At 66.8% G+C, this 19,900-nt stretch carries 14 protein-coding genes; 9 read left to right on the forward strand and 5 right to left on the reverse strand.

Features of this window, described 5'->3' with window-relative positions; all coding sequences use genetic code 11:
• The first annotated feature begins 47 nt into the window (after nt 1–47).
• Nucleotides 48–2,927: an HYR domain-containing protein gene (locus tag ACYVJ8_RS09875; protein WP_460711848.1), complete on the forward strand. Its 2,880-nt coding sequence runs from the start codon at nt 48–50 to the stop codon at nt 2,925–2,927.
• Nucleotides 2,928–2,999: 72 nt separating this feature from the next.
• Here ACYVJ8_RS09875 and purL read toward each other — a convergent pair whose 3' ends face one another.
• The gene (purL, locus tag ACYVJ8_RS09880) at nt 3,000–6,962 is read right to left on the reverse strand and encodes a phosphoribosylformylglycinamidine synthase (RefSeq protein WP_460711850.1); all 3,963 of its coding nucleotides are present in this window, start codon (nt 6,960–6,962) and stop codon (nt 3,000–3,002) included.
• 312 nt (nt 6,963–7,274) lie between these two features.
• Here purL and ACYVJ8_RS09885 point away from each other — a divergent pair, with 312 nt between their 5' ends.
• Complete coding sequence (locus tag ACYVJ8_RS09885; protein ID WP_460711852.1) at nt 7,275–7,427, forward strand: hypothetical protein; 153 nt, start codon at nt 7,275–7,277, stop codon at nt 7,425–7,427.
• Nucleotides 7,428–7,561: 134 nt separating this feature from the next.
• Nucleotides 7,562–8,356: an aspartyl protease family protein gene (locus tag ACYVJ8_RS09890; protein WP_460711854.1), complete on the forward strand. Its 795-nt coding sequence runs from the start codon at nt 7,562–7,564 to the stop codon at nt 8,354–8,356.
• Nucleotides 8,357–8,453: 97 nt separating this feature from the next.
• Here the strand turns inward: ACYVJ8_RS09890 and ACYVJ8_RS09895 are convergent, their stop codons facing one another.
• Together ACYVJ8_RS09895 and xerD are read right to left on the reverse strand one after the other, a co-directional pair.
• Nucleotides 8,454–9,335, reverse strand: a complete 882-nt coding sequence (locus ACYVJ8_RS09895; protein WP_460711856.1) for a thioredoxin fold domain-containing protein — start codon at nt 9,333–9,335, stop codon at nt 8,454–8,456.
• Nucleotides 9,336–9,575: 240 nt separating this feature from the next.
• Entirely contained in the window at nt 9,576–10,529 is a 954-nt protein-coding gene (xerD, locus tag ACYVJ8_RS09900; RefSeq protein WP_460711858.1) for a site-specific tyrosine recombinase XerD, read from the reverse strand.
• A gap of 25 nt (nt 10,530–10,554) precedes the next feature.
• Here xerD and ACYVJ8_RS09905 point away from each other — a divergent pair, with 25 nt between their 5' ends.
• The 5 genes from ACYVJ8_RS09905 (at nt 10,555) to ACYVJ8_RS09925 (ending at nt 15,947) form a co-directional block, all read left to right on the forward strand.
• Complete coding sequence (locus ACYVJ8_RS09905; protein ID WP_460711860.1) at nt 10,555–11,046, forward strand: RDD family protein; 492 nt, start codon at nt 10,555–10,557, stop codon at nt 11,044–11,046.
• A gap of 131 nt (nt 11,047–11,177) precedes the next feature.
• Nucleotides 11,178–12,875, forward strand: coding sequence for a hypothetical protein (locus ACYVJ8_RS09910; protein ID WP_460711862.1), 1,698 nt, complete (start codon nt 11,178–11,180; stop codon nt 12,873–12,875).
• 81 nt (nt 12,876–12,956) lie between these two features.
• The gene (locus tag ACYVJ8_RS09915) at nt 12,957–15,032 is read left to right on the forward strand and encodes a TIR domain-containing protein (protein WP_460711864.1); all 2,076 of its coding nucleotides are present in this window, start codon (nt 12,957–12,959) and stop codon (nt 15,030–15,032) included.
• A gap of 73 nt (nt 15,033–15,105) precedes the next feature.
• Nucleotides 15,106–15,528 (forward strand): hypothetical protein, encoded by a 423-nt coding sequence (locus ACYVJ8_RS09920; RefSeq protein ID WP_460711866.1) that lies wholly within the window; start codon nt 15,106–15,108, stop codon nt 15,526–15,528.
• Between the two features lie 32 nt (nt 15,529–15,560).
• Nucleotides 15,561–15,947, forward strand: a complete 387-nt coding sequence (locus tag ACYVJ8_RS09925; protein WP_460711868.1) for a hypothetical protein — start codon at nt 15,561–15,563, stop codon at nt 15,945–15,947.
• A gap of 61 nt (nt 15,948–16,008) precedes the next feature.
• Here the strand turns inward: ACYVJ8_RS09925 and lptG are convergent, their stop codons facing one another.
• Complete coding sequence (gene lptG, locus ACYVJ8_RS09930; RefSeq protein WP_460711870.1) at nt 16,009–17,109, reverse strand: LPS export ABC transporter permease LptG; 1,101 nt, start codon at nt 17,107–17,109, stop codon at nt 16,009–16,011.
• Entirely contained in the window at nt 17,106–18,185 is a 1,080-nt protein-coding gene (gene lptF / locus ACYVJ8_RS09935) for an LPS export ABC transporter permease LptF (RefSeq protein ID WP_460711872.1), read from the reverse strand. Before lptF ends, lptG begins: the two co-directional genes overlap by 4 nt.
• 223 nt (nt 18,186–18,408) lie before the next feature.
• On the opposite strand from lptF, the gene ACYVJ8_RS09940 reads away from it, so the two are divergent.
• Nucleotides 18,409–19,890 (forward strand): leucyl aminopeptidase, encoded by a 1,482-nt coding sequence (locus tag ACYVJ8_RS09940; RefSeq protein ID WP_460711874.1) that lies wholly within the window; start codon nt 18,409–18,411, stop codon nt 19,888–19,890.
• Nucleotides 19,891–19,900 lie beyond the last annotated feature (10 nt).

The following is a 19,900-nucleotide window of genomic DNA, read 5'->3' on the forward strand; positions in this document are numbered from 1 at the left end:
GCGTGCCGCGTGGGGTGCGCAGGGGGCGCGCCCAAAGGGGACTCGTCATGACACGTCAATGGACGCTCGCGAAGCGAGTGGGGCCAGGCATTCTCGTCTTCGCCCTGCTCGCCCTGCCGACGGCGGTGCAAGCCGCCTGCGCTACGCCCGAAGCCAAGATCAATCCCGCCTCGCTGACCATGCCGGACTTCGTCCCGGTCGCTGGTGGCGGGTGGGCGATCAACACCGTCACCGTCAACGGACAGCCGTCCAAGCCGAACGCGAACCAGGGTGGCCTGTTCCAGTGGACGTTCATCGGCACGCCGGCCGGCACACTGACGAACGCGAACACGCCGCAGGTGCAGTTCACTCCCCCGGACGTCACCACCAGCACCCAGGTGACGCTGCGGCTGACCGTGACGGTGACCGGCTGCCCGGGCAGCGATTCGGAAGACATTCCGATCACGATCACCAACGCGCACGACGTGGTGGTGAACGCGCCGCCACACGCGGTGCCGTCTGCCTCGCCGGCGTCGGCGACCGAAGGCATGCTGGTCACGCTCGACGGCAGCGCCTCCTGGGACCCCGACAACACGACGCTGAGCTACACCTGGCAACAGATCGCCGGCCCGTCGGTAACGCTCACCGCGACCGCGAATCCGGCGATCAAGACCTTCGTCGCGCCGGACCTGGCCGCCAATACGCTGCTCAGCTTCCGGCTTACGGTATCCGACGGCTCGCTCAGCAATTCGGACGTGGCGCACGTCAACGTCACCTGGACCAACAACCCGCCGGTCGCGGCGCTGAGCTGTCCGGACGGCGGCTTCGAACTCAATGAAGGCCAGGCGCACAGCTTCGATGCCAGCGCATCGAGCGACAGCGACGACGGCATCGCCAGTTACGCGTGGGAACAACTGGTGGGCTTCCCGGAAGTTCCGGGCGTCGCGAGCTGGAACACCCCCGTCGTCAACTTCAACGCGCCGCAACTGGGCTTCGGCCAGGACGGCTACATTCCGTTCAAGCTCACGGTGACCGACCACGCCGGCGCGAAGTCTACGGCGGAATGCGCCATCTTCATTCACGACATCACCCGGCCGGTGATCAGCGTACCCAGCGACATCCAAGCCGAGGCGACCTCGGCCGCCGGCGCGAACGTCGGCGCCGATGAAGGCTATGCGGTCTCGGCGCTCGACAACGTCGACGGCAACCTCCCCCTCGTCAACTACAGCGAATACTTCCTCTGCGAACCGCCGCCGGGCGCGCTGTTCGCGCTCGATGCCACGACGCCGGTGCTGTGCCGCGCCTGGGATTCGGCCGGCAACGAAGGCACGGCGGGCTTCTCCGTGCATGTCGTCGACACCACGGCGCCGGTCATCGACGTACCGCTGTCGTTCGCGGTCGAGGCCACCGGACCCGATGGCGCGGCCGCGCCCTACGAGGCGACCTCGCAGGACGCCGTCGACGGCCACAAGGACGCCGATTGCCAGCCGGCCGCGGGCTCGGTATTCCCGATCGCCAGCCCCGGCCCCACCACGACCGTGAACTGCAATGCGACCGATGCGCACGGCAACGCGGCCGAGCAGCGCTCGTTCACCATCGCGATACACGACACGACGCCGCCGGCCTTCGACGCGCAGAGCGTCAGTCCGAATCTGCAGGCGGAAGCCACCTCTCCCGCCGGTGCGCCGGTGGACTTCGCGCTGCCCACGGCGAACGACCTGGTCGACCTGGGCAACGTCACCGTGAGCTGCACGCCAGCGGCGCAGTCGGTGTTCCCGCTCGGCGAGACGAGCGTGCTGTGCGATGCCGTCGACAGCCGCGGTAACAGCGCGCAGGACAAAGGACTGGGTGTCGGCTTCAAGGTCACCGTCGTCGACACCACGCCGCCCGCCTTGAGCGGTGTGCCGGGCGATCAGACCCTGGAAGCCACGTCGGCAGCCGGTGCGCCCTTCAGCTATCCGACCCCGACCGCCAGCGATATCGTCGACGGCAACCGCCCGGTGACCTGCACGGCCGCGCCGCTGCCGCTGACGCCTGGCGTATTCCCGCTGGGCGTCACCACCGTGACGTGCGCGGCTAGCGACACGCGCGGCAACGACGCTTCGTCGAGCTTCACCGTGACGGTGCAAGACACTACGCCGCCGACTCTCGATCTGCCGGCGAACATCGTCGCCGAAGCTACCGGCCCCAGCGGTGCGGCGGTGCCTTTCAGCGCCTCGGCGAGCGACCTCGTCGATGCGGACGTGACGGTGAGTTGCCTACCGAATTCAGGCAGCACCTTCGCGCTCGGCACTACGACCGTGAATTGCACCGGCACGGATGATGCGGGCAACAGCGCGAGCGGCAGCTTCAGCGTCACCGTGCGCGACACGACGCCACCGACGATCGCTTCGCATGGCAACGTCAACGCGACCGCGACGGGCAATTCGAGCGCGGCAGTCACTTACACCGCACCCACCGCGAGCGACCTCGTCGATGGCACGGTACCGGTGACCTGCACGCCCGCGTCCGGCAGCAGCTTCGCGGTAGGCAGCACCACAGTGAACTGCAGCGCCCACGACAGCCGCGGCAACACGGCTTCCAGCAGCTTCGCGGTGATCGTGAACTACGCCTTCAACGGCTTCTTCCAGCCGATCGACAACGCGCCTGCGCTCAACAGCGTCAAGGCGGGCAGCGCGGTGCCGGTCAAGTTCAGCCTGGGCGGCAACCAGGGCCTGAATATCTTCGCGGCCACGCCTGCCTCCGGCGTGATCGCCTGCGGTGCAACCGAAGGCGATGCGATCGAGGAAACGGTGACCGCGGGCGCCAGCAGCCTGCAGTTCGATGCGGCGACCGGGCAGTACATCTACGTCTGGAAGACCGAGAAGAGCTGGGTCGGCCAGTGCCGCATCCTGCAGATCAAGCTGAAGGACGGCGCCAGCAAGACGGCACTGTTCAAGTTCAAGTAACCGTCGACGCAAGTCGGAAGCAAAAAGCCCGGCCATTGGCCGGGCTTTTTCTTCATCTGGCGTGCGGCGAACTCAGCCCAACCAGACGCGTGCGTTGCGGAACATGCGCTGCCACGGCGATTCGCCACCCGGCGACGCCGCGTACCACTCGCGCGGCGCCCAGCTGAAGTTCGCCATCCGCAGAGTGCGTTCCGGATGCGGCATCAGCAGGGTGACGCGTCCGTCGTCGCTGCACAGGCCGGCGATGGAATTGGCCGAGCCGTTCGGGTTGGCCGGATAGTCCGTCGCCGCGCTGCCATCGCCATGGATGTAGTTCAGCGCGACCGCGACGCGGCCGACGTCGCCGGTCGCCTCGAACGAAGCGCGGCCTTCGCCATGCGCCACCGCCACCGGGATGCGCGAGCCCTGCATGCCGGCGAGGAACAGCGACGGCGAGTCCGCCACTTCCAGCAGCGCGACGCGGCCTTCGTACTGCTCGCTGGCGTTGCGCAGGAACTGCGGGAAGTGCTCCGCGCCCGGGATCAGGTCCTTGAGCTGCGAGAGCATCTGACAACCATTGCACACGCCCAGCGCGAACGTGTCCGTGCGCTGGAAGAAGGCAGTGAAGGCATCGCGCAGCGCGGAACGCTCCAGCACCGACGTCGCCCAGCCGCGGCCCGCGCCGAGCACATCGCCGTAACTGAAACCGCCGCAGGCGACGAAGCCGGCGAAGTCCTCGAGCTTGAAGCGGCCCTGGATCAGGTCGCTCATGTGCACGTCGAAGGCTTCGAAGCCGGCGCGGTCGAAAGCGTACGCCGTCTCGACCTGGCTGTTGACGCCCTGCTCGCGCAGGATCGCGACCTTGGGCCGGGCACCTCCGACGTTGAACAGCTTGCCGATGAAGGGTGCGGCCACGTCTTCGGCGGGATCGAACGTGAGCTTCGGCTTCAGGCCAGGCGCCGCGAAGTCGCGCGCAGCGGCGCGCTCCTGGTCGGCGGCGTCCGGGTTGTCGCGCAGTTTCTGCATCGCGTGCGTGACCGACCACCAGGCGTCGAACAGTTCGTCCCAACGCCACTCGGCGAGGTTTTCGCCTTCCTGGCGCACGCGGATGGTCGCCGCCGTGGTCGGACGGGCGATGCGCTGTGCGCAGTCGATCAGGCCGTGGCGCGCGACGAGGTCGGCGAATTCGGCGCGATCCTCGGTCGCGATCTGCACGATCGCGCCGAGTTCTTCGTTGAACAGCGTGCGCAGCGCGTCGCTGCCGCGATCGTCGCCCCAGCCGTCGAGGTCGATGTCCAGGCCCACGTGCGAGGCGAACGCCATCTCGCACAGCGTGGCGAAGACGCCGCCGTCGCTGCGGTCGTGGTAAGCGCGTAGCAGTCCGTGCGTGCGCGCGTCGCGGATCAGTTCGAAGAAGGCGCGCAGGCGCTGCGGATCGTCGAGGTCGGGCACGGCCGGGTCGTCGCGATCGGACGAACGTCCGGCGAATGCCGGCAGTCCATTCGCGCCCGCTTCGGGGAAGCACTGCGCCAGGATCGAACCGCCCATGCGCTGCTTGCCGGCGCCCAGGCCGATCAGCCACAGCTCGGAATCTTCCTCGCGCGCGAGCAGCGGCGTGAGCTGTTCGCGCACGTCGGTCACCGGGGCGAAAGCACTGACGATCAGCGACACCGGCGATACCGATTTGTGCGCCTCGCCGTCGTTGTGCCACTGCGCCTGCATCGACAAGGAGTCCTTGCCGACCGGAATGCTGAGGTCGAGCGCGGGGCACAGCTCCATGCCCACGGCCTTTACGGCATCGAACAACAGCGCGTCTTCGCCGGGATGACCGGCGGCGGCCATCCAGTTCGCCGACAACTTGATGCGGTCCAGCGAATCCACCGGCGCCGCGGCGATGTTGGTGATCGCTTCACCTACCGCCATGCGTGCTGCGGCGGCGGCGTCGAGCAGCGCCAGCGGCGTGCGCTCGCCGATCGCCATCGCTTCGCCCGCGTAGGTGTCGAAGCCGGACAAGGTGATCGCGCAGTCGGCCACGGGCATCTGCCACGGACCGACGAGCTGGTCGCGCGCGGTCAGGCCGCCGACGCTGCGATCGCCGATCGTGATCAGGAACTGCTTGGCCGCCACGGTCGGATGCGCGAGCACGCGCAACGCGGCTTCGCGCAGTTCGATGCCGCTCCAGTCCAGCGCCGGCCAGGGCGCGACCGGCGGGTGCTCGGTGTCGCGGTGCATCTTCGGCGGCTTGCCGAAGAGGACGTCCATGGGGAAATCGATCGGCCAGTCGTGGCCGCCAGCGCGCGCGTTCTCGACCGTCGCGCCATAGCCCACGACGAGATGTTCTTCCGCCGTCGCGTAGCCGACCACCGCGAACGGGCAACGCTCGCGTTCGCACAGTGCGGCGAATTCGCCGACGCGATCGGCCGGCAGGCCGAGCACGTAGCGCTCCTGCGATTCGTTGCACCACAACTGCATCGGCGACAGCGACGGATCGTCCTTGGGCACCTTGTCCAGGTCGATCACGCCACCGACGCTGGAGTCGTGCAGCAGTTCGGGAATGGCATTGGACAGGCCGCCGGCGCCGACGTCGTGCGCGGTGACGACCGGATTGTCCTCGCCCATCGCGACGCAGCGGTCCAGCACTTCCTGGCAGCGGCGCTCCATTTCCGGGTTGTCGCGCTGCACGCTGGCGAAATCGAGTTCTTCGGCGCTCTCGCCCGAAGCCACCGAGCTGGCGGCACCGCCGCCCAGGCCGATCAGCATCGCTGGGCCACCGAGCACGACGACCGCATCGCCCGGACGCAGCGAATGCTTCTGCACCTGCACGCGATCGATCGCGCCGAGGCCGCCGGCCAGCATGATCGGCTTGTCGTAGGCGCGGGCGTGGGTGCCTTCGGACAGCTCGAAGCTGCGGAAGTAGCCGGTCAGGTTCGGCCGGCCGAATTCGTTGTTGAACGCGGCGCCGCCGAGCGGGCCGTCGAGCATGATTTCCAGCGCGGGCGCCATGCGCGGATTCAACGAACGATCGGTTTCCCACGGCTGCGGCAGCGTCGGGATGCGCAGATGCGAAACCGAGAAACCGCACAGGCCCGCCTTCGGGCGGCCACCGCGGCCGGTCGCGCCTTCGTCGCGGATCTCGCCGCCGTTACCGGTGCTTGCGCCCGGGAAAGGTGCGATCGCGGTCGGATGGTTGTGCGTCTCGACCTTGATGCAGAACGCGGAGGGCTGCTCCTCCTCGCTGCCGTAGGCCTGCGTGCCCGGCTGCGGGCGAAAACGGCGCGCCGGATAGCCTTCGACCACGGCGGCGTTGTCGCTGTACGCGGACAGCGTGTACTGCGGCGTGGTCGCGTGGGTGTTCTTGATCATCTTGAACAACGACAAGGGTTGTTCGCGACCATCCAGCGTCCACGACGCATTGAAGATCTTGTGGCGGCAGTGCTCGGAGTTCGCCTGCGCGAACATCATCAGCTCGACGTCGGAAGGATCGCGACCCAGCGTGGCGTAACGCTCGCGCAGGTAGGCGATCTCGTCGTCGGCCAGGGCCAGGCCGAGACGGTTGTTGGCTTCTTCCAGCGCGGCCAGCGGGATGCGTTCGAGTTGGCCGCGCGCCGGCACGGCGAAGAGGGCGGCCGCATCGTCGCGCGCTTCCAGCAGCGACTGCGTCATCGGGTCGTGCAGCAGCTTCGCCAGGGCGCCCTGCGTGCGCGCATCGGCCGGCCAGCCGGCCAGGTCGTAACGGATGCCGCGCTCGACGCGCTTCACCGGCTGCCCGGCGCCCTGCAGCAGCTCGGTGGCCTTGCTGGCCCACGGCGACAGCGTGCCCAGGCGCGGGGTGGCGTAGCGGGAGGTGGCGCCCGCGGCGCGCTCGGCGGCGTCGAAGCGGCCTTGCAGGATGCGCGCGAGCGTCGTGCGGTCGGGCTCGCCGGCGGCGTCGGGCAGAACCCAGTAGGTCCACCAGGCGCCGAGCAGGCGCAACTCGGGGTGGACGGCTTGGAGGCGGGCTTGCAGACGTTCGCGACGGAACGAAGACAGGGCGGATGCGCCCTCGAGGACCATCATGTCCGGGGAACCGTGGGGTAACGGGCCGGCTATTGTACGGGCGACCAGCCCTAGACCCAAACCACGGGCGGGGCCGCCGTCCGGCTAGCCATGGGAGGCGGCATTCGATAGTTGCCTAACACCACCCCCGTGATCATCGTCATGCGCCTGCGCCGATGCACAGGTCGTGCCGAAGCCTGAGCGGCGACTTTCAGGCGTTGATAGATGGAGTTTGTAATGCGCGAGTTGTCCGTAAGCGAGATAAAGATGGTCTTCGGCGGGACGGGATCTACTACCACTCCCGCCTGCCCGAGTGGGTCGACGCTAACGAGCGTGACCTATAACGCAAATGGCACAGTGGCGAACTACACCTGCACGACCAACTCGGAAGTGCAAAAGAGCGATTGGTCCACCGTCGGGACAGTGGTCGCCGCATGCGCCGCCGTGGCCGCTGCGGTCGTGGCTTTCGTCGTACTCGATAGTTGATCGACAGTCGTCGCATCACACTGCCGCCCAATGCGGCGGCAGTGCTTTAAGACATGACTAACTACCGACTAAGGCTGGTGATATTAGGGATCTTCCTTTCGGCGGGCCTTTATTGCCTAAAAGGAGATGACGGCGTGAAAAACATTCCGGCCCAGGTGAGTGAGAACGAATTCGTCATCTCGAACGGTCGACCTTGGATAGCCGCGCAGATTGGCAATGAAAAAAGACTGGTGCTATTTGACACCGGCTCGGCCCTCTCAGTGATTGATCCCAAGTGGGCGGGACGTGCCGGGGTCGTGGAAGTTGGCCGCCGAAACGTTTCATCGGCCTCGGGACGCTATGCCCTGACCCAGGCCACATTGCATGACCTGACTTTCGCTGGCGGCCAACTAAACTCGATCAACATTCTGCTCTCGAAGAGCCGGCGATCGCTATTAGGCGGCAACGCGATTTATCGCGACTCGCAGATACTCATAAGCAGAAAGGGAGTCCAGTATGGGCGCGATGTTCGGGCGGCCTTCCGAACTGTCCACTGCGTTCCGATAATGGTTGATTATTCGGGCGGCACCACGGATTCTCCTGCGGCGCTCATTTACCTCAAACTAAACATCAACAACCGCGACCATTTTGCCTTACTAGACACAGGCAATGCCGAGCTGCTTACCGGCACGAAAGTGAGTTCGGAGTCGAGTCAACAATCCTTGCCTCGCGTCACTGTCGTTGCGAACTCGGACGGCCAGCTTGCCGTCAAGCTGTACTACCGCCAGAAAGCGCTCATAAGAATCGGCAATGATTCTATCGAGGAGAATTACCGGGTATATCCTTCCGGGATGGGCAACCGTGCGGACTTCGTTCTAGGAGCTCGCATTCTGGAACATTACTCGATATACCTTGATTATCGCCACGGAATTGGCTGCTTTGTAAGGTAAGGCATTCGATTGACTCAGCAGACATTCCCGTACCGGCAGGTCCCCTAAAAAAGCAAAACGGAGGCCGAAGCCTCCGTTTTCGCCGGCATCCCAGGGATCAGCCCCCGGTCGAAGCCACCGGATCGGTAGCCCCTGCGGGGGTAGCGCCTTTCCCCTGCGCCAGGCGGTCGAGCGTCTCGCGCAGCCGCTGCGGCGGCAGGTAGCCGCCGACAGTGGTCCCGTCCTCGGCGATGATCATCGGCGTGCCGGTCAGGCCCGCGCGCTGGCCGATGTCGTACTGCATCGTGATGGTGTTCTTGCAATCGCGCGGCGGCACCGGGCGGTCGTTCTTGGCGTCGGTCAGGGCGCGCTTGCGGTCCGGGGCGCACCACACCGAGATCATCTTCTTGTGGTCTTCGCTGCCCAGGCCCATGCGCGGGAAGGCCATGTACTGCACCGCGATGCCCTGGCGGTTGTACTCGGCGATCTCGCTATGGAACTTGCGGCAGTAGGCGCATTCCACGTCGGTGAAGATCGACACCGTGTACTTCGGATTCGGCGGGGCGAAGACGATGCGCTCGCTCACCGGGATCTTCCTGAGCAGTTCCTTGCGCACCGCGGCCAGGGACTGTTCGCTCAGGTCCTTCTTCGCGGTGACGTCGTACAGCGCGCCCTGCGGGCCGGGCAGGAACAGGTAACGGCCATCGTCGCTGACGTAGACCACCTGGCCCTGGACGATCGCTTCGCGGAAACCCGGCAGCGGCGCGGGCTTGACCGAATCGATGGTGACCTTCGGGTTGAGCACGTGGACTGCGGCGATCGCACGCGCTTCCGGTGTGTTGGCAGCGACGGCAGGCGCGCTTCCGGTCGGAGCCGACTGCCCCGCGGACGCGGCCTGGGCGCCGGGCGCCTTGCCGGCGGCGGCCGTACCCGACTGCGGGCCCTGGGCGCAGGCCGACAGGCTGATCGCGCCCAGCAGGGCGAAGAGAACTCGCTTCATGGAAATCCTTGCGTGAGGTGCTCCTGAGTTGGAGCGCCAGGGGAGCGGAGAGTTTCCCGGATTGTCGCATGGGGGCGACGGGCGCGCGGGTGGTGGGGATGGGCGGTTCTTGGCTTGGGTCACGGAAGTGAAAACCGTCCTGTTCTGCCGGCGATTGGAGTCGGGGCCGTAGTTCGCCGTCGCCACGCGCTGCGGCGCGTTCAGCCATGAGGTCCCGTAACGATCTCGCGGCACGGTCGCTCACCCCCTGGGGTGATGTTTCGCATGCAGCTGCTTCAACTGCTCCCGAGCCACCAGGGTGTAGATCTGGGTCGTCGACAGCGAGCTATGCCCCAGCAACATCTGCAAGGCGCGCAAATCCGCGCCGTGATTGAGCAGATGCGTGGCGAAGCTGTGGCGCAGGCCGTGCGGGCTGATCTTCGCCGGGTCGATGCCCGCGACGCCGGCGTAGCGTTTCACCAGTTGCCAGAACTGCTGGCGGGTCGGGACTTCGCCGCTCGCATTCAGGAACAGCGGTGCCAACGCGCGTTTGCCGGCGAGCTGGGGACGGGCTTGCGACAGGTAACGCTCCAGCCAGTGCTGCGCTTCTTCGCCCAGCGGCACCAGCCGTTCCTTGCTGCCCTTGCCGGTGACGCGCAACACGCCCTGGCGCAGGTTGACCGCCGTCGCCGGCAAGTTGGTCAGTTCACTCACGCGCAGGCCGCAGGCGTACATGAGCTCGAACATCGCGCGATCGCGCAGGCCCAGTGGCGTGGCCGTGTCTGGTGCCGCGAGCAACGCGTCGATCTGGCTTTCGCCCAGCGCCTTGGGCAGCGAGCGCGGCAACTTCGGCGGATCCAGCAATGAGGTCGGATCGTCGCCACGCGCACCGCTGCGCACGCGATGTGCGTAGAACGCACGCAGCGCCGACAACAGGCGCGCATTGCTGCGCGGCGAGTAGCCGCTGCGACTGCGCCAGGCGAGATAGTCGAACAACGTGGCCCGATCCGCTCCGGCCAGACCGCCCGCCCTTCCTTCCCGCCAACGCGCAATGCCTTCGAGGTCGCGGCGGTAGCTGTCCAAGGTTTGCCGCGACAACCCGCTCTCGGCCCAGATCGCATCGAGGAAGGCATTGATAGCGGTGGCATCGGCATCCGGCAGCGGACCCAGCGCCATGGCTTGGGTGCGGCGTTCGGCAGGCGTGTGCGGACTCATGGGCCAAAGCTTATATGCTGATGCGATGACTTCGACTGCTACACCTTCTTCTGCCGAACCCACCAAGCCCGCCGCATTGATCGGCTGGCGACTGCTCGCGCTGCTCTACGACTTCTGGCCGGTGCTCGCCTTGTGGATGCTGATATCCACCGCGTTCACGCTCGGCTACACCTTCCTGGGCCATCACGATCCGCACCAGAACATCCGGCCGTATTCGCTGCTCGCCTGGTTGCTTTGGCTGATCTGCTGGCTGGTCGCCGGTGTGTATGCGACGGTGAGCTGGCGGCGCGGCGGACAGACCCTGGGCATGCGGCCGTGGCGTCTGCATGTCGTGTCGCCCGATGGCGCAGCGGCGCCGACATGGTCGCAACTGTGGACGCGCTATGCCGTGGGCTCGCTGTCGCTGCTGCTGGGGGGATTGGGGTTCTGGTGGGCGTGGTTCGATGGGGAACGCCGTACTTGGCACGATCGAGCCAGCAATACCCGCCTGCGGCGGGAACCCAAGCGGCGCTCATAGATCTCCACGCGCTGCGGCGCGTTCCAATTCACCGCCGCATCACCTCTGTGGCGGCGCGGCCTGTTGCGGCGCGATAGCGCGTTGAGCCTAGGGAACCCGCGGCGCGAGCCGTGCGCGTAGGGACACCGTGCATGGCCCCTTTCGACGCGACATCCCTGGTGGTGGGCATCACGGGGCATCGCAACCTGCATCCTTCCAGCCTGCCTGCGCTGCGGGAGCGGTTGCGGGCCTTTTTCGTCGAACTGGGCGAGCGTTATCCGCACCTTCCGATCGTGCTGCTGTCGTCGCTGGCCGAAGGCAGCGACCAGCTGGCGGCGCAGGTCGCACTGGATCTGGGCCTGGGCGTCATCGCGCCTCTGCCCCTGCCGGTGTCGCTGTATCGCGAGGATTTCGACAATCCCGGCAGCCTGGTCGTGTTCGAACAGCAGCTGCAGCGCGTCGAGGTACTGCAGCTGCCCTTGCGCCACGGCGTCGGCATCGAGGAAGCGTCGCAACGCGGCGCCGCGCGCGATCGTCAGTACGCGCAGGCGGGCATCTTCGTTTCCAGCCATTGCCAGATCCTGCTGGCGCTGTGGGACGGCGTGGAGTCCGATCGTCTGGGCGGAACCTCGCAGGTGGTCCGCTTCCATCTCACCGGCGAGCTTCCCGGCACCGTCGAACGCCGTCGCGATACCACGCTGGCGCTGCTCGGGCTGGACGAGGAAACGCTGGTCTATCACCTTCCCGCCGCGCGAGCCGTCGCCCCGGAAACCCGAATGGGACCCGGGCGCTGGCTGACCGCCGAAGACGGCGTGGTCGCACACGAGCGGATGCCCGGGATCTTCGACCTGATGTTCCGGCGCCAGGAACAGTTCAACGATGACTGCGGCAAGTACGCAGCGGATATCGAAGCCGCATCCGGTGATGCCGACATGGCGGCGGCAATGTCCGCCTGCCCTATTTATCGCCAGTTCGTTTCCGCCGATTGGCTCGCGCGCACGTACCAGCGCCGCGTCAACCAGGTGCTGCGCATCGTCTATCTGTTGGCGGCGGCCATGGGCTTCGCCTTCTTCCTCTACACGCACATCACCGCGCACTACCTGGTGATCAATCTGTTCCTGCTGTTCTTCCTTTCCGGCATGGCGGTCGTGCTGGTGTCGCGGCGGCACGAGTGGCAGCGCAAGTACCTCGACTACCGCGCCTTGGCCGAAGGCCTGCGCGTGCAGTCCTACTGGCGCCGCGCCGGCATCACCGATCTGCAATCACCGGCGTTCGCCCATGACAACTTCATGCACAAGCAGGACGTCGAACTGGGCTGGATCCGCAACGTGATGCGCAGCGCCAGCGTGGAGGGCCTGCTCGCAGCGCACGACGCCGACGAGGCCGCCGTCGACGCGGTGATCGGCGAATGGATCGGCGCGAACGAAGGCGGCGGACAACTGCAGTACTTCTGCACCGCCGCGGCGCGTCGGCGGCGGCTGCACCGGCGCGCCGAAGTCGCGGGCCTGGCCTGCCTCTGGGTCGGCGTGGGCATCAGCGCGATCCTGGCGATCTTCTCGCGCCGATTCGACCTGCCCCTGCAGCACATCCTGGTGTCGACGATGGGCATCCTGTCGGTCGCCGCCGCGGTGCACGAAGCCTATGCCTACAAGAAGGCCGACAAGGAACTGATCAAGCAGTACCACTACATGCAGCGCATCTTCGGCGCGGCCCGGCGCCGCCTCAACGGCTGCAACAGCCTGCGCGAAAAGCAGCATCTGCTGCGCACGCTCGGCGAAGCGGCGCTGGCCGAACATGCGGAATGGACGCTGATGCATCGCGAGCGTCCGCTGGAGCATTCGCGCCTGTAGCACCCATCCGGGTGGGTCCCATGGTGTTCGCACTGCAGTAGCGTCTTGCCGCATTGCACCGGGACACTTTTCAAGGGACTGATGCGATTCCGTGCCTTCCTCAGCTACAGCCACGCCGACGCCGAGTGGGCGCGATGGCTGCTGCGTCGGCTGGAAACCTACCGGGTTCCTTCCAGGCTGGTCGGTGTGCGCGGTGCGCACGGCGAGATCGAGTCGCGCCTGGGCAAGTTCTTCCGCGATCGCGACGAGCTGCCCAGTTCCGGCGACTTGGGCGGCACGATCAGGGAAGCGTTGGGCGAATCGGCCGCGCTGATCGTCATCTGCTCGCCCGCCGCGGCGCAGTCGCGCTGGGTGAATGCCGAAATCGAGGCGTTCCGCGCAAGCGGCCGCGGCGATCGCGTGCTCTGCTTCGTCGTCGCCGGCGAACCGGGCAGCACGGATGCGGCCTTGCAGTGTTTCCCTCCGGCCGTCACCCGCGCCAGCGATGGCAGCGTCGTCGAACCATTGGCGGCCGATGCGCGCCGCGAAGGCGACGGGCGCGAGCGTGCCTTCCTCAAGCTGGTCGCCGGCCTGCTGGGCGTCGGCTACGACGAACTGGCGCGGCGCGAGGCGCAACGGCGACAGCGGCGCCTGGCCTGGGTCGCCGCATTCGCGGTGATCGGCATGTTCGTGATGGGCAGCCTGACCGTGATGGCGCTGCGCGCGCGCGATGAAGCCGAACGCCAGCGTGCGCAGGCCGAGGGCCTGATCGAATTCATGATCGGCGACCTGCGCAAGAAGCTGGAGCCGGTGGGGCGCCTGGAGGTCATGGATTCGGTCGGCGAGAAGGCACTGCAGTACTACGCGGGGCAGAAGCTCGACGACCTCGATGCCGACGCGCTGGGGCGCCGCGCACGCGCACTGCACCTGATCGGCGAGATCCACGACCTGCGTGGCCAGATGGACGAGGCCTACGAGGTGTTCCAGCAGGCTTCACTCAGCACGCAGCAGCTGCTGGCGCGCGCGCCGAACGATCAGCAGCGCATGTTCGATCATGCGCAGAGCGTGTTCTGGGTCGGCTACATCGCCTGGCAGCGCGGCAAGCTCGATGTCGCGAAGAACTACTTCGAGCAGTACCGGGATCTGGCGCAGCGCCTGGTCGCCGCCGATCCGGCCAAGCCCGAATGGCAGACCGAGCTCGCCTGGGCGCACAGCAATCTGGGCACGCTGGCGCTCGATCAGAACCATGTCGACAGCGCCATCGACCACTTCGAGAAATTCCTCGCGATCACCACGGCCTTGGTGAAGGCGCAGCCGGCCGATCCCACCGTGCAGCAGGCGCACACGCAAGCGCTCGCATGGCTGGCGGACGCGCGCGAACGCAATGGCGACTGGGCTCAGGCGACCCGGCATCGGCAGGCGGAACTGGCGATCTATACGCGCCTGCTGGCGAAAGACCCGAAAGACCAGCACATCCGGCAGTCGCTGCCGATCGTCGAACAGGCACTGGCGCGGCTCGCGCTGGCGCAAGGACAGGCCGACGCGGCGCTCGCGCATCTCGATGCGGCCGCCACGCAGTGCGAGCAACTGCTGCGCACCGAGCCCGACAACACCACTTGGAAGGAATTCGCGCTCAAGGTCGCCGCCACGCGCAGCGACGCCCTGCTCTGGCGCGGCCAGAGCGAACGCGCGGCGACGGTGCTCGAACAGGCCAGGCAGTGGCAGAACCAGTTGAACCGCAGCGATGCCAACGTGGTGATCTGGCAACGCCTCGGCCTGTGGGTGCAGTTCCTCGAAGTGCGCCGCCTGCTGCTCGCGGGACAGGACCAGGCGGCCGAAGCCGCCTTGCCCGGGTTGTCCGCCACGCTCGCCGCGCGGCTCAAACAGCATCCCGACGATCGCGCGCTGCTCACCTTGCAGATCGAAACCGAGGCCCTGGCCGGCCGGCTGGCGCAGATGCGCGGCAACCAGAGCGTGGCGCAGGCGGCGGGACAACGCGTGCTGGCGCTGGTCGACGCCAGCGATGTCGAACCGCATCGTCGCTTCCTGTCGGCCGAAGGTCTCGCACTCTCCGGCCGTCGCGAAGAAGCCCAGACCTCGCTGGAAAAGTTGTGGCGCGCCGGTTACCGCCATCCCGAACTGGTCGCGCTGCGCACGCGCCTGACGCTCGCTCCCTGAGATTCCTTCCCCCGGGCGCCGTGTCCGCGCGGCGTCCATTTCCCCGGCGCAAGCCCCCTGCAGGAGCACCCCCATGCCGAACTCCCAAGTCAACGTCACCATGAACGTCGGCCAGAACCCCAGCGACGGCAAGTACGTCTACTCGTTCAGCGGCGACAACGTCGACAGCTCGGGCAACATGGACTTCTCGTCCTTCAACAACGCCATACAGGCGACCATCACCATCAATTCGGTGCTGGATGTCGAGTTCGAAGGCCCGGCGCGCGACACCATGCTGATGTGCCCGGCCGACCAGCTGCCGCCTGGGGGCTGCCCCACGTCGGCGTACTCCAACGGCACCGAGTTCAACGGCTTCACGTTCGCCAGCAACGACCCCAAGGTGCTGCGCTTCATCGACAACAACAACGACAACGTCGACTGGGCCTATGCACTGCAGCTCCACAACAACACCACGAACACGAATTTCGTGTGCGATCCCAACATCATCAACCGCTGACTGCGGTTCTTGCCAACGAGTGGAGAAGCGCCATGTCCAACACACCCAACATCACCCTAGACGTGCGCAATTTCGCCAGCAGCGACCCGGGCTGGGTCACAGTGATGGCTTCCAACAGCCAGCAGTACAGCTACAAGTACGCAGGCGGCGACGACAGCAACGGCGGTTTGATCCAGACCGTCGGGCAGGGCCGCGACACCGCGCCGATCCGGCTGGTCGCCGATCAGCGCTATCAGATCAACGGCGTCAACTTCGTCCGCGATGCGACGCACCAGCTCAGCTGGCAGGGCAACGGCAACCGCGCCGGCAACATCGTCGACGAGAACACGTCGGTGGAAGACGCCAAATACACCGTGGTGATCGTCGACGCGGACAGCGACTGCACGATCTATTGCGATCCGAACATCATCAACCGCTAGCGCAGCGAATCACCGGCCCGCGCCAGAGAGGGCGCGGGTCGGCAGCGATGAGGTGCATCGATCAACCCGACCGGCGCCGGAACAGGAACCACGACGCCCCCAACATCACCAGCGTCGGCATCACGTACGCCACGCGGTAATCGAAGTGGTAGACCTGCGCGAGCCGCACGCACTGCTGTTGCAGCAGCCAGAAGCCCAGCGAGAACACGATGCCGACGAACAGGCGCTTACCCATGCCGCCGCTGCGCAACGTGCCGAAGGCGAACGGCACGGCAGCCAGGCACAAGGCCAGGATGTTCAGCGCGTAGAACCAGCGTCCCCAGTAGATCGCCTCGAATTCGGAAGCGTCCAGGCTGTTGCGCTTGCGGTACTCGATCGCCTTGCGCAGCTCGCCGGCGGGAAGGTAACGCGGCTTGTCGGTGCCCGCGGTCAGGGCGACAGCGTCGAGCTTCGATTGCCAGCGTTCTTCCGGAATCTTTTCCTGCGTCACCGACTTGGCCTGGAAGTTGGTGCGGGTGACGTCGCGCAGCAGCCAGCCGCCGGGGCGGTGCTCGGCGATCTTCACCAGCGCCAGCGACTTCAGGCGGCCGTCTTCGGCGAACTCGTACAGGCGCACATCGCGCAGCTCCAGCCAGCGGTCTTTGCCGTTGTCGCGTTCTTCACCGCCGTTGGCGTTGAGGATGACGTCGCCCTCGCGCGCCCACAGGCCCGAGTAGCGCGCGACGATCATGTCCTTGGATTTCGCCGTGGCCTTCAAGGCATTGGCACGGCGGTCGCCCCAAGGGCCGGCGGTTTCGCCGCTGAACACCATGAGCAAGGTCAGCACCGCGAGCGCGCCGGCGACGGCCATGCTGAGCCGGCGGCGCGACAATCCCACCGCGCGCAGCGCGGTCAGTTCGGAGGACGCAGCAAGCTGGCCCAAGGCCATCAGCGAGCCGACCACGGCCGCATACGGAAACAGCTCGTACAGGCGCCGCGGCAGCGTATAGGCCATGTACGCGATGGCCGCGGCCATACCGTAGTTGCCCTTGCCGATGTCGCCGAACTCGCCGACGAAACTCAGCATCAGGTCCAGGCCCACCAGCACCGCCCACACCAGCACCACGGTGGTGAAAACGATGCGGCCGACGTAGAGGTCGTGGATCTTGGGAAAGGGCTTCATCGACGCGCGCTCCGGCCGAGGCGTCCATCGGTGAAGTACATCCACAACGCCACCGTGAGCAGCGGCAGCACCAGCCACCACAAGCCCAGCTCCGCAGGGATCTTGCCCTTCTCCAGCCACTTGGTGCCCATCAGCATCAGGTTCATGCCGATCACGTAGCTCAGGATGCCGGTCATCACCCGTCCGTACCGGGCCTGGCGCGGCATGCTGCGCGCCAGCGGAATCGCCAGCAACGCGAAGGCCAACGCGAGCAGCGGCGGCGCGATGCGCGAATGCAGCTGCGCATTGGCTTCCTTGCGCTTGTCGCCCAGCAGCTGCAGGGTCGACAGGTATTCGGGATCGTTGGGATCGAACTTGGATTCGCCCGCCGGCAGCGAGACCTCGTTGCGCCGATAGCGCAGCAACCGGTAGTCGAGGCCCGCTTCGCGCGGCCCCTCCACCTCGAAGCCGTTGTTGAGGGTCAGGTAGCGCTCACCGTTCTTGTCGACGCTGACCTCGCCATCGTTCGAGGTGGTCACGTCCGCGCGCTCGCCCTTCTGCCGGTAGACGAAGACGCGGCTGAAGCGGCTGCCGTCGGGGGTCATGGCGCCGACGAAGATCACCCCGTTGCCGCCCGGCATTTCGGTGAAGGCGCCCGGTTCCAGCCCAGCCACGATGAGGTTGCGGTTCGCCTGGGCGACCATCTGCCGCGATACCCGCTCGGCCCAGGGGCCCAGCCACAGGGAACAGGCGGCGACCACCAGCACCATCGGGACGACCAATAGCAGCAGCGGCTTGAGGAGCCGGCCCGGTCCGACACCGATCGCCGCGATGACCGGCATTTCCGAATCGCGGTACAGACGGCCCACGCCCAGCATCAGCCCGAGCATGAGCGCCATCGGCAGGATCAGCGGCAGCCAGTTCAGCATCACCAGGCCCAACTGCGGCAGGAGCAGGCCCACCGGGAGCCGGCCCGTCGCCATGTCGCGCAGGACGTCGGTGAAGACGCCGCCGAAGGCGACGATCATCAGCACGACCCCCGCGGCGAAGGTGGCCTGGACGAATTCGCCGAAAAGGTATCGATCGAGCTTGGGCATCAGGGGGTGGGCTTGTACCGGGCGGGCATGGAAGGGGCGGGCTTGGAAGGGCCTGTTAGAATTGTCATTTGGTCCGGTCGGGGCCGCAGGCGGTGTGGTTCCGCCCTGTCCCGCCGTAGCGACCGATCCGCGATTGTAGCGGCGCACTCCAACCGGGTGTGCCTGGGCGGTTCGCTCGCCGGTTTCCGGACCCACTCCCTTTCCTTCCCCCGGAATCTGTTGGATGGCACTCGAATTCGACCTGAACCTCGCCGCTCCCGCGACCTTCACCACCGATTGCGTGGTCGTCGGCGCCTTTGCCGATCAGACCCTGAGCCCCTCGGGCCGCGCCCTGGACGAAGCCAGCGGCGGGCGCCTGCGCGCACTGCTGGAGCGCGGCGACATCAGCGGCAAGACCGGCAAGACCGCGCTGCTGCACGACCTCCCCGGCGTGACCGCGCCGCGCGTGTTGGTGATCGGCCTCGGCGACGTGGCCAAGTTCGGCGTGCCGCAGTACATCAAGGCCATCGGTGACGCCGCGCGCGCGCTCAAGACCGGTCCGGTCGCCAACGCCCTGCTCACCCTGAGCGAACTCGAAGTGAAGGGCCGCGATCAGGCGTGGAATCTGCGCCAGGCCGCCATCGTTGCCGACCACGCCTGCTACGCCTACACCGCGACCCTCGGCGCCAAGAACAAGAAGCGCGAGGAGACCGGCCTCAAGCACCTCTCCGTCCGCGGCGAGGACAAGTCTGCCCTCGCCCATGGCAAGGCCATCGCCGCCGGCGTCGCCTTCACCCGCGAACTGGGCAACCTGCCGCCGAACATCTGCAACCCGACCTACCTGGCCGAGCAGGCGCAGGAGTTCTGCGGCCGCTTCGACAAGACCGCCTGCGACGTGCTCGACCGCGCACAGATGCAGGAGCTGGGCATGGGCTCGCTGCTCGCCGTCGCGCGCGGCTCGGCCAATCCGCCCAAGCTGATCGTGATGAAGTGGAGCAACGGCGGCGACGCCAAGCCCTACGTGCTGGTCGGCAAGGGCATCACCTTCGACACCGGCGGCATCAACCTGAAGACCCAGGGCGGCATCGAGGAGATGAAGTACGACATGTGCGGCGCCGCCAGCGTGATGGGCGCGTTCGTGGCGGCGGTCGGCATGCAGTTGCCGATCAACCTGGTCGTCGTCGTCCCGGCGGTGGAGAACATGCCCGACGCGGATTCGTACCGCCCGTCCGACGTGATTACCTCCATGTCCGGCAAGACGATCGAAGTCGGCAACACCGACGCCGAAGGCCGCCTGATCCTGTGCGACGCGCTGACCTACGCGCAGCGCTTCGAGCCGCAGGCCCTGCTCGACGTCGCCACGCTCACCGGCGCCTGCGTGATCGCGCTGGGCAAGTACGCGACCGGCCTGATGTCGAAGGACGACGATCTGGCCAACGAACTCATCGCTGCTGGCGAGAACGTATTCGACCGCAGCTGGCGCTTGCCGTTGTGGGACGAATACCAGTCGCTGCTGGATTCGACCTTCGCCGACGTCTACAACATCGGCGGCCGCTGGGCCGGTGCGATCACCGCGGGCTGCTTCCTGGCGCGCTTCGCCGAAGGCCAGCGCTGGGCGCACCTGGATATCGCCGGCGTCGCCAACGACGAAGGCAAGCGCGGCATGGCGACCGGCCGTCCGGTCGGCCTGCTGAGCCAGTGGTTGCTCGACCGCGCCGCCGCCTGATCGCGACGAC

The organism is Lysobacter terrae (genome assembly GCF_054782215.1).